The sequence below is a fragment of the Candidatus Desulfolinea nitratireducens genome (assembly GCF_982879505.1).
Map to the genome: position 1 here is coordinate 1 of NZ_CEYOSI010000133.1, position 9,375 is coordinate 9,375.

At 45.1% G+C, this 9,375-nt stretch carries 10 protein-coding genes; 2 read left to right on the forward strand and 8 right to left on the reverse strand.

Annotated features, from left to right (window positions below; genetic code table 11):
- On the forward strand, positions 1-182 hold a 182-nt coding region (locus AC3DOM_RS11825; RefSeq protein ID WP_487919250.1), incomplete at its 5' end, for a metallophosphoesterase family protein.
- Positions 175-1,026 carry a hypothetical protein gene (locus AC3DOM_RS11830; RefSeq protein WP_487919251.1) on the forward strand — a complete coding sequence of 284 codons (852 nt, stop codon included), beginning with the start codon at positions 175-177 and terminating at the stop codon, positions 1,024-1,026. The genes AC3DOM_RS11825 and AC3DOM_RS11830, both read left to right, overlap by 8 nt.
- Before the next feature lie 219 nt (positions 1,027-1,245).
- Here AC3DOM_RS11830 and AC3DOM_RS11835 read toward each other — a convergent pair whose 3' ends face one another.
- The 8 genes from AC3DOM_RS11835 to AC3DOM_RS11870 form a co-directional block, all read right to left on the reverse strand.
- Positions 1,246-2,346, reverse strand: coding sequence for an ABC transporter ATP-binding protein (locus AC3DOM_RS11835; RefSeq protein WP_487919252.1), 1,101 nt, complete (start codon positions 2,344-2,346; stop codon positions 1,246-1,248).
- A 104-nt stretch (positions 2,347-2,450) separates the two neighbouring features.
- Positions 2,451-3,920, reverse strand: a complete 1,470-nt coding sequence (gene gtfA, locus AC3DOM_RS11840) for a sucrose phosphorylase (RefSeq protein WP_487919253.1) — start codon at positions 3,918-3,920, stop codon at positions 2,451-2,453.
- Positions 3,921-3,929: 9 nt separating this feature from the next.
- On the reverse strand, positions 3,930-4,583 hold the full coding sequence (locus AC3DOM_RS11845) for a uridine kinase family protein (RefSeq protein ID WP_487919254.1): 654 nt from the start codon (positions 4,581-4,583) through the stop codon (positions 3,930-3,932).
- Positions 4,584-4,606: 23 nt separating this feature from the next.
- Positions 4,607-5,530 (reverse strand): ROK family protein, encoded by a 924-nt coding sequence (locus AC3DOM_RS11850; RefSeq protein WP_487919255.1) that lies wholly within the window; start codon positions 5,528-5,530, stop codon positions 4,607-4,609.
- Positions 5,523-6,626, reverse strand: a complete 1,104-nt coding sequence (locus AC3DOM_RS11855; RefSeq protein ID WP_487919259.1) for an alpha,alpha-trehalose-phosphate synthase (UDP-forming) — start codon at positions 6,624-6,626, stop codon at positions 5,523-5,525. The genes AC3DOM_RS11850 and AC3DOM_RS11855 overlap by 8 nt, the downstream gene beginning before the upstream one ends.
- 40 nt (positions 6,627-6,666) lie before the next feature.
- On the reverse strand, positions 6,667-7,635 hold the full coding sequence (locus tag AC3DOM_RS11860; protein ID WP_487919256.1) for a type I phosphomannose isomerase catalytic subunit: 969 nt from the start codon (positions 7,633-7,635) through the stop codon (positions 6,667-6,669).
- A gap of 32 nt (positions 7,636-7,667) precedes the next feature.
- Positions 7,668-8,801: a DUF362 domain-containing protein gene (locus AC3DOM_RS11865; protein WP_487919257.1), complete on the reverse strand. Its 1,134-nt coding sequence runs from the start codon at positions 8,799-8,801 to the stop codon at positions 7,668-7,670.
- Between the two features lie 45 nt (positions 8,802-8,846).
- Positions 8,847-9,375 (reverse strand): uroporphyrinogen decarboxylase family protein (locus tag AC3DOM_RS11870; protein WP_487919258.1); only part of this gene is annotated, 529 nt, incomplete at its 5' end.

A 9,375-nucleotide genomic window follows, 5' to 3' on the forward strand; every position in this document is an offset into this window, starting at 1 on the left:
GTCAATCTCACCAGGGACTTAAAGCCCTAAATTTATTAGTCCGGTGGGCGAATCCACGCTACCATTTTCACGGACATACTCATTTCTACAGGCAAAATTTGGAAAAATCGACTACTCAGCTCTACAATACACAAGTCATGAATATATATCCCTATAAAATAATTGAGATTAATGATGTCTGATCCCCTTTCATCCCGTGTCCGTTCTGATTTTAAACAAGCACGCACAAAGGCTTTTTTCAACAATGTTTGGGCTGTACTTTCAGGGCAGCCCACCACATTACTATCTTATGATGAAGTGAGAGAAAAGCTTTCAATTGGCGGTCCCATATACCGTGGGATAGAAACAGTTGAAATTAAAAATATCGTAGGGAGTCTCAATCGATACCATGAATTTGATCGCGCTTTTCTGCCGAAAATAGATGCAATCTCGGATCGCTGGGAACGCGTAAATCGTGCTTTTTACAAAGATATCAGTTTACCAGCGATCGTACTTTATAAAGTTGACGAGGTTTATTTCGTAGCTGATGGACATCACCGTGTTTCGGTGGCACGCAAGCAGGGTCAACTTTATATTGATGCAGAGGTTCGAGAATGCGCCACAAAAGTATCGATCACCTCTGATCTGCGTCCTGAAGATTTGCAGATCCTTGGGCAAAAAGTAAATTTTATTAAACGCACCAAGATTGATAAACTTCGTCCACAAGCCAATATAAAACTTAATATTCCCGATGGCTTCTTGCGGATGCTCGAGCATATTGCAGTACATCGCTATTTCATGGGGCTGGATCTAAAGCGTGATATTCCTGAAAAAGAAGCTGTGATCCACTGGTACGATACAGTTTATTTGCCTATTGTAAAAATTATCCGCAAGGGGAATATCCTCAAAGACTTCCCCGGAAAATCAGAAGGCGATCTATATTTGTGGGTACTTGACCGTCAACATTATCTGGCTCAACACAATAACCGCCCACTTCAATCGCCAGACGCGGCTGCATATGATTTTATCGAACATAAGGATGATTGAAGGACTGCTGCATTACTGACCATTTTCCAATACGAAAAACTAAATCAGCGCACTAAAAAATCATAAGCGAAATTCTCTCCTGGATGTTGAACTTGCTTCCCTTATGCGATAATATCGCCCTGCCAGCTTTTTCCCCGATGAATTAAAACACTTTGGTCTAAACAAAAAATTCCTGCCCATTTGACAACGGGCAGGAATTTTGTCATCAGGACAGATTTTCTATCGAATTGCCAACTCAGTCTCAGCATCAAAGATCTGGAAACTGTCCATATCAAATGCGACCTGCACATTCTCGCCAACACCAAATTTGGAACGTGGGTCAACTCGGGCAACGAAAGAAACATCACCAGTCATCAGGTGCAGGAAGATCTCATTCCCCATCAATTCGGTCACATCCACCTTGGCAGGGACCAGTTCAATCTTGGTATTCGGTGGAACAAAATCCGGGTTATGAATATCTTCCGGACGAATCCCAAAGATAATTTGCTTACCAGCATAGTTTTCATATGCACCTGCAAGTGATGAAGGGATCTGGGCAGAGAACTCATCTCCATCAACATAGACCTTCGTTCCATCTTTGCGAAGTTTGGCAGGGAAGAAATTCATCGCGGGAGAGCCGATGAAGCCAGCTACAAAAAGGTTGTCTGGCTTATCGTAAAGCTCTTGTGGAGTATCGATTTGCAGCAAAACACCCTTGTCGATCACTGCGATCCGGGAGGCCATCGTCATCGCCTCGACCTGATCGTGGGTTACATAAACAAAGGTGGTCTGTAATTTCTTGTGCAGCTTGCTGATCTCAGCCCGCATCTGGACCCGTAACTTCGCATCCAGGTTGGAAAGTGGTTCATCAAAAAGAAAAACCTTCGGCTCACGTACGATCGCACGCCCAACCGCCACACGTTGGCGCTGCCCGCCAGAAAGTTGACGTGGTTTGCGATCCAATAGTTCTTCGATCCCCAGGATCGAGGCGGCTTCTTCAACCCGGCGTTTGATCTCGGTTTTGGGGGTTTTGCGCAATTTCAAACCAAAGGCAAGATTATCATAGACCGAGAGATGCGGGTAGAGCGCGTAAGATTGAAAGACCATCGCAATGTCGCGGTCTTTGGGCGCAACATCGTTGACCACCCTGTCCTCGATCGAGATCTCACCTCTGGTAATCTCTTCTAATCCTGCCAAAAGGCGCAAGGCCGTGGTTTTGCCACAACCTGAGGGACCGACCAATACGAGAAATTCCTTGTCTGCAACTTCGATATTCATATCGTTGACGGCAGTCACATCGCCAAATTCTTTGACTACGTTCTTATATGTTACGCTTGCCATGATAATATTACCTCCAGTCGTTTGAGTATAGTGACTCAATTATACTCAATAAATCTGTAAAAAAATACATTTTCCAAATTCTGTCATCACATAATCTGGTATTCCTAAACCAAATACGTGACCTCCTCTCCGTTTTCGTCAATATATTCAATCATAGATTGATAATTTTGAAAATTAATTATTAATCTACAGTATTTTTTATCCTTTTTCCATTCAAGGCGTACCTCATCATGCTCTGAATTTATCACCTTAAATTCACCATTAAAGGCGGCATATTCATTTCTGAACCGAATTAACTTTAGCAGCCTTTGAACCACATCTTTTTTTAGCCCTTGTTCAATTTCTTCCAAACTAAAATTCTGACGGTTAATCTCCCTTCCATCACCACTTATCTCCGCGCCTTTTTGATCGTTTTCCCCGGCCAGCAAGCCAACATAATAAACTTGCGGAATCCCGGGCGCAAAGAATTGTATGGCTCTGGCGGCCAGATAGGCATCATCATTGCTGTCCAGTAATGAGTAATAGGTTCCTCTGATCTGATGTACGTCAAAGCCATCCGCATCTCGATGCTTTGGAGAGAGAATCAGGCTCAGGTTTCCACCCCGCTCAAGACAGAGATCTACTACCTTTCTGGCGTCTTCGCTTTCATAAAGATCATTTAAATCTGGCTTGACCGGCACACCATCGTGACAATCCAGCATGGTGAATTGCTTAGCTGGGCGATTTTTCAAATATTCTTTCAATCTCACACTATTTTTATTAATCAGTGTTTCCAGAATTCTATATGGCAAAATAAAATCATATATCCAGTGCCCTTGCTCTGCCAGTTTAAATTGGGTCAAATAATGGGCGTGGACCTCAGGTAATATTTCGATATTTAAAGAGGTGGCAAGTTCTCCTATCCAATCCAGAAATTGATAGATCTCCGGTTCTACAAAAAAACAGGTCGTTCCCCTCTTTTTAATCACATATCCAATTGCATCCAGCCGGACGATCCTGACATTATTTCTGCTGAAGTTGGTCAGGAAATCAGCCAGCAGTTGCCGAGTGGCCTGCGAATTGATATCCAAATCAATTTGCTCGGAGGGGGTTACCTTACCAAAGGTGGTCCATACTTTTTCTGTTACACCAGTTTCTTCAATGATGAAACTGGAAAAAGGCTCAATTCTTCGCAGGAATATTTTTTCAACTTCTTCAGGGGTAGGATTTCCATCCGCCCAGATCTTATCCACTGGAATAAATAGATCAGCATACTCTGACTTTCGACCATATTTGAGAAAATCCTGAAAATAGGCTGATTTTGCTGAAATATGATTGACCATCAAATCCAGCAGGATATCGTGTTTTTCGCCAATACGTCGAATATCCTTCCAATCACCAAACCCTGGTTCAATTTCCAGATATGTTAGAGGAGCAAAACCTCGGTCTCCCGATGAAGGAAAGGGCGGCAGAATATGGATGCCACCTTTGAAGATCCCTAAAAAGTACTCCTCAAGGACTTTATGAAGTGATTTTAAATCACCACCCAAAGAATCGGGGTAAGTGATGAGTTGCACTTGATTTTTTATAGCCACATCACATCCTTATTCCACATTAATGACCTCGTAATCTTTCGTAATCACAAAATCAGCTAGTTGTTTATGACCAGCAATAATTTTATGTTCCATCTCCAGGATTTTTTCAATAAAAGAATCACCTACCTCTTTACCACGATTTCTTTTTTGGCGGTGTTCCAGAGTGTCCGATCTGGTTCTGGCAATGAATATACGGGTATCAACGTTTTTAAGCAGGGAGGTATAAGTTCCTTCGGCAATCAGAGCTTTCACACCTTCCAGGCTGATATATTCTTCTTCAATAAGATTTTTTCTATAATCCACCAGGGGTTTTAGAATCTCATTTTTTCCGTTGATGGCATCTTTCAAATTTTCTTCAAGAACACCAAGATTTACTTCTATATGGGGTCCCAGCCATTCCGGATCTTTCCGTCTTCTTGCATCATTTGATTTTGGAGGAAAAAAGAAATAATCGTCCTGCCCGAGCACCACTGATTTAATCCCATGATTTTCCAGCTCATTTGCAATGGCTTGGCCCGTTTCAGATTTACCACTACCCGATTCCCCCGCAACGGTAATAATATATCTCGCAGCTTTGGCTTTTATTTTTTCAATTATTTCAGGAAGAATATGTCGCGCAGCTTGCCGGTGGTGTTCTTCCAAAATAATGATGTCGCCCTTCATATTTGAGCCGTCCTTCTGCAAATTTACGAATTTTTGCTTTCTATTAATGCTTTTTCTGCGATGACAAAAGCGCCCAAAATCCCGGCTTTTCCTTCCAATGCAACTGGAACGATATAGTCGTCAATCTGCTCTAAAATTTGCGCTGACTTAACATATCCATTCAAAGTCTCCTGTGTTTTTTGACGGATGAGTGGAAGCAGATGCAGTTGCTGCATGACCCCACCTCCAAGTACGATGCGTTCCGGGGAAAGGGTACAGATAAAGCTTCGCAACGCCATTGCGATATAACTTGCTTCCATTTCCCAGGCAGGATGCCCGGCGGAAAGGTTTTCTGCTTTCTCGCCCCATCTTTTTTCTATCGCAGGACCAGATGCCAGCCCCTCGAGACAATCTCCGTGAAAAGGACAAACACTTTCAAAAGGATCTCGCACCTTATCCTGTGGAAGAGGGATATGCCCCATTTCGGGATGCAATAAACCGTGCATCAGTTCTCCATTGACTAATCCGCCGCCCCCAATCCCCGTGCCGATGGTCAGATAAATAAAAGTATCCAATCCTTGAGCTGCCCCCCAGCGCCATTCACCCAAGGCTGCTCCATTGACATCGGTATCAAAGCCGATTGGTACGGGAAATGCTTCTTGAAAAGGACCAATGATGTCGGCGTCTGTCCACCCGGGTTTGGTGGTTGGGAGGATATGCCCAAATTTAACGGAAGCAGGCCGAGGGTCAAGCGGGCCAAAGGAGGCAATCCCTATCGCAGAAAGAGCTCCCAAATTTCCCGTCTGCTCCTTGAAAAATATGATTGCCTGAGAAAGCGTCTCATCAGGCGAAGTGGTTGGAATGCGCGTTTCCGCCAGAATCTCACCTTCTTCCGTCCCCACTGCGCAGATGAATTTAGTACCACCACCTTCGACACCTCCAAAGAGCCGCGGATTGTTATTAGCCATTATTTTCCCTCAATCTTTTCAAAGCATCCTTTACTTGCGCCTTGAACCAATCTTTAATATCCGCGCTACGGACGATCTCGCGCAGGGCATTGGACCGCTTGTGTTTCTCTTCAAAGGGCATTGTCAGCGCTCGATGAAGGGCCTCAACTGTGCCGTAAATATCATAAGGAGAAACGGTGAGAGCCTGATCTCCCAACTCGTAATAAGCACCCGCATATTCAGAAAGCACCAGCACTCCATCTTTTTGGTTGAGCAGTGCGCCTTCTTTGACGACAAGATTCATGCCGTCGGCGATGGGGTTGACGAAGAGTACGTCGTAAAGCTGCATGGCGGCGATGGCACGCATGTAGTTGTCGCCGAGGATGACGCGCACCGGTTCCCAAAGCGGCTGGCTGAATTCAGCATTGATCATGCCAGCCTCTGCCATGATCTCTTTGAGATAGTCTTGATACTCGGTCACTTCCATGCGAGATGGGACAAGCAGGCAGAGCAGTTTTACTTTTTCGTGATATTCTGGATATTTTTCGAGCAGAGCCTTGAAGGTTTCGAGACCTCGTATGATATTTTTGCTTGGCTCAATGCGATCTACGCGCAGGATCATTTTTTTGTCGCCGACGAGATTGATGAACTCAGATTTCAGCAGGCGGGTTTGCGTATCTTCGGCAAGAGATTCGATCTTTTCAACATCCACTGAGATTGGATAAGGCAGCGAGCTAATTTCACGGTCGTCGATATAGATGGCGTCACGACGTCCACGCGATTGGGCGTCAGGGAGGTGAAAGCGGCAGGTTTGGACAAAGTTGAAGGCATCCTGCTTGGTTTGGAATCCGATCCGGTTGGACTGTAACATGCTCATCAGGAGCGTGTCGCGCATTTCCTTTGGCAGGATGCGCCAGGCATCCGGTCCAGGCCAGGGGATGTGCACAAAAGGCTGGATCTGGACGTTGTCGCCCAAGCCTTTACGCAGGTAGTGGGGCATCATGTATAGGTGATAGTCCTGCGGCAGGATGATGACGGGGCGCGTAACGCCTTGCAGGCTTTGAATGACCGCATCAGCGAAAAGTTTATTGATGGGCAGGTAGCCTTTATTGTACAGGGTATCCCACCGCTAAAGCAGGTGGGTTTTACGGGGCGATTCATAATGCTTGCGCTTTTAAAGCCCTGAACTCACCCGATCCCTGATAAGTGCCGAAATTCGCCGGTATAAGAACCGACTGAAACTTCTTCAAACTAATAGATTCTTTCCCAGCGATCAATCTTAATTCGCCATCGATCACGGTCAAAATATGAAAGCCCTGTCCTTGAGTATCTAAATCTACAGTCCTTCCGGATGATTCCAGGGCTTCCAAAATAAACTTCTGGCACTTAACCAGTGGTCGCGTGAAGGTATCAACTGATGGATCGAAATGTAGAATTTTTACATCAATATCTGGGTCAATAACTTTGATAGATTTCTCAATATGCAAAGGGCGTTCATCGGTTTCCGGACGATCCCAATCGTGTACCCGGTAGGTAAGATCTGACATTTGCTGGACTTCATAAATCAAGGTGCCAGGTCCAAGTGCATGGATCGTCCCGGCACCCACAAATACCGTGTCATTCTTTTTAACAGAATGAGATTTGACAATGTCCAGAATTTCACCCTGCCGAATACGCTGCTCCACTTCATCTTTCGATATATTATTTTTTAGACCCGCAATCAAACTGGCATTTGAATCCGCTTCAAGCACATGCCATGCTTCTGTTTTTCCTCGAAAACCAGAACCTTCCAATTCGAGGGCCTGTTCGTCGTTTGGGTGAACCTGTAACGATAACCGCTGGGCACAATCCAATATTTTAATCAACAAAGGAAATTGATTGTTATTTTTCTTCGCAAGTTCAGAACCAAGCAAGGATTTTCCAAATTCCTTACTCACATCTGAAAGAGTTCGACCGGCCAAAAACCCATTGGCAATTTGATTATCTGCGCCGAGGAGCCAAACCTCTGCCAAAGGAGATTTATCATCCTCGAATTCAGTAAAAACCTTCTTCAGGCTTTGACCTCCCCAAACATAATGTCTGAAAAGTGGGTTGACTATCATGGGGTAGAAATTTTCTTCGCTCAATAGGACCTCGTCTCCCAAAAACTGCTAACAGATCACCACGCCCCGGAGAACTGCTTTTTGACCTTTTTGATCGGTGGCCCAAGAATATCTATCTCCTCCAAACGGTTGGTTCCCAGTCCCAGAGATGCTGCGATGTTCAAATGATTATCACAGCGAAAGTAGGGGGCATGGGGATATTCTGCGATTGGATCATGGTTCATTAAAGCTGTACCAACTGCATCTGTGGCTACACAATTCTTACCAGCGACGAGCAGTCCTGGCTCAATTTTCGCCAGGGAGTTGATCCAGGGACCTTCTCCTCCCTGTGTGGTTTTGATCCCATCTATCATGCCAAAGTCGATCGGACGGGCCCGGACCAGATCTGTAATGATGCGCGGGAGGCGGCTCCGGGTTTCCTCTCCAACACCGTGGAAACCTGATCGATACTCATCGTTATTCTTCAAGCGGTAATATCGATAGGGAACCAGACCATACAGGTTCTTCATCGTATGGGTAACCCCGGCAAGATAATGGTTTTTCATCTTGGAAACTGACATGAACACATCAACATCATTAATGATTGGGTTGAAGATAAAGGATTCATAGAAAAAACTACCGGCTCCAACTGCCACTTCTTGAAAGTCAGGATATGGCTTGGAGTCGTTCAGATCCACCAGAATTGCGCCTGTATCCTCGGCAATCGCTTCGTATCCCCATTGGATATAAGAATCCCACTGATACACAGCTTCAACGATGAAAATCTCGGAAGCGCCAGCCGCTTTCACCGCTTGGGTCAGGGCACGGACAATTTCCGGGTGGGTCACAAAGCTGTCCACCGGATTAATGCCAGGCAAGGCTCCCGATTTGACCCCTCCGGTCAGATTCGTCTTGATCGCGACACTGTCCCCCGGCTTAACAATATCGCCCAATCCGCCCAGACCTTCGATCATATTGCGTACCAGGTTTTCAATCGTATCCCGATCATAGGTTTCAGCCAGGCCGACAGCCACATGCGCAGAGATGTTACTGGTAGATTTAGATTGAGGAAAAGCCGTGGGTTCCGCCGTGGATTCCTGGGTATCGCAACCTGGAATAAGCAAACTTACCGCACCGACCCCAGCCAGGCGTAAAAAGTCACGACGAGAAATAGTTGCCTTGGAAATTGATTTATTGGGTTGAATTGACATTTGATATATCTCGAATTATTCCACTCATCTTTTGGGCAAAGGATATTAATACTTTCCATATTCTTGTAGAGTTTCCCACATTGCCATAATATTTTCTGGGGGAACATTCCCCTGGATATTATGAACAGTATTAAAGACGAATCCACCACCAGGCATCAAATCTTCCAACCGCTGGCGGACATCTGCCCGCACCTCGTCTGGAGTATGAAGTTCATCAAAGGAATTTTGCGTATCTACACCTCCACCCCAAAAAACAATCTCTTTTCCAAATTCTCTTTTTAATTCAGCCGAGTTCATATCACCGGCACTAACCTGTACCGGATTGAGAATATCCACCCCGGCATCGATCAAATCCGGGATAATGGGTCGAACTGCCCCACAGGAATGAAAGAATATTTTGGCATCACTCTTCGAATGGATGTAATCAAACATTTTTTTATGGAGGGGTTTGAGAATTTCTTTGTATGATTTCGGTGAGATTAGCATCCGGTTTTGACCAGCCAGATCGTCTGCCATCTGTACCACGTCAATCGGAATCCCCTCCATCACCTCAAACATCCGCTCCCAATAAGCA

Coding starts and splice junctions, on each gene's coding strand:
- AC3DOM_RS11850 (WP_487919255.1), bottom strand. CDS start 5,530: ATGGCTAATAACAATCCGCGGCTCTTTGGAGGTGTCGAAGGTGGTGGT.
- AC3DOM_RS11835 (WP_487919252.1), bottom strand. CDS start 2,346: ATGGCAAGCGTAACATATAAGAACGTAGTCAAAGAATTTGGCGATGTG.
- AC3DOM_RS11830 (WP_487919251.1), top strand. CDS start 175: ATGTCTGATCCCCTTTCATCCCGTGTCCGTTCTGATTTTAAACAAGCA.
- AC3DOM_RS11845 (WP_487919254.1), bottom strand. CDS start 4,583: ATGAAGGGCGACATCATTATTTTGGAAGAACACCACCGGCAAGCTGCG.
- AC3DOM_RS11865 (WP_487919257.1), bottom strand. CDS start 8,801: ATGTCAATTCAACCCAATAAATCAATTTCCAAGGCAACTATTTCTCGT.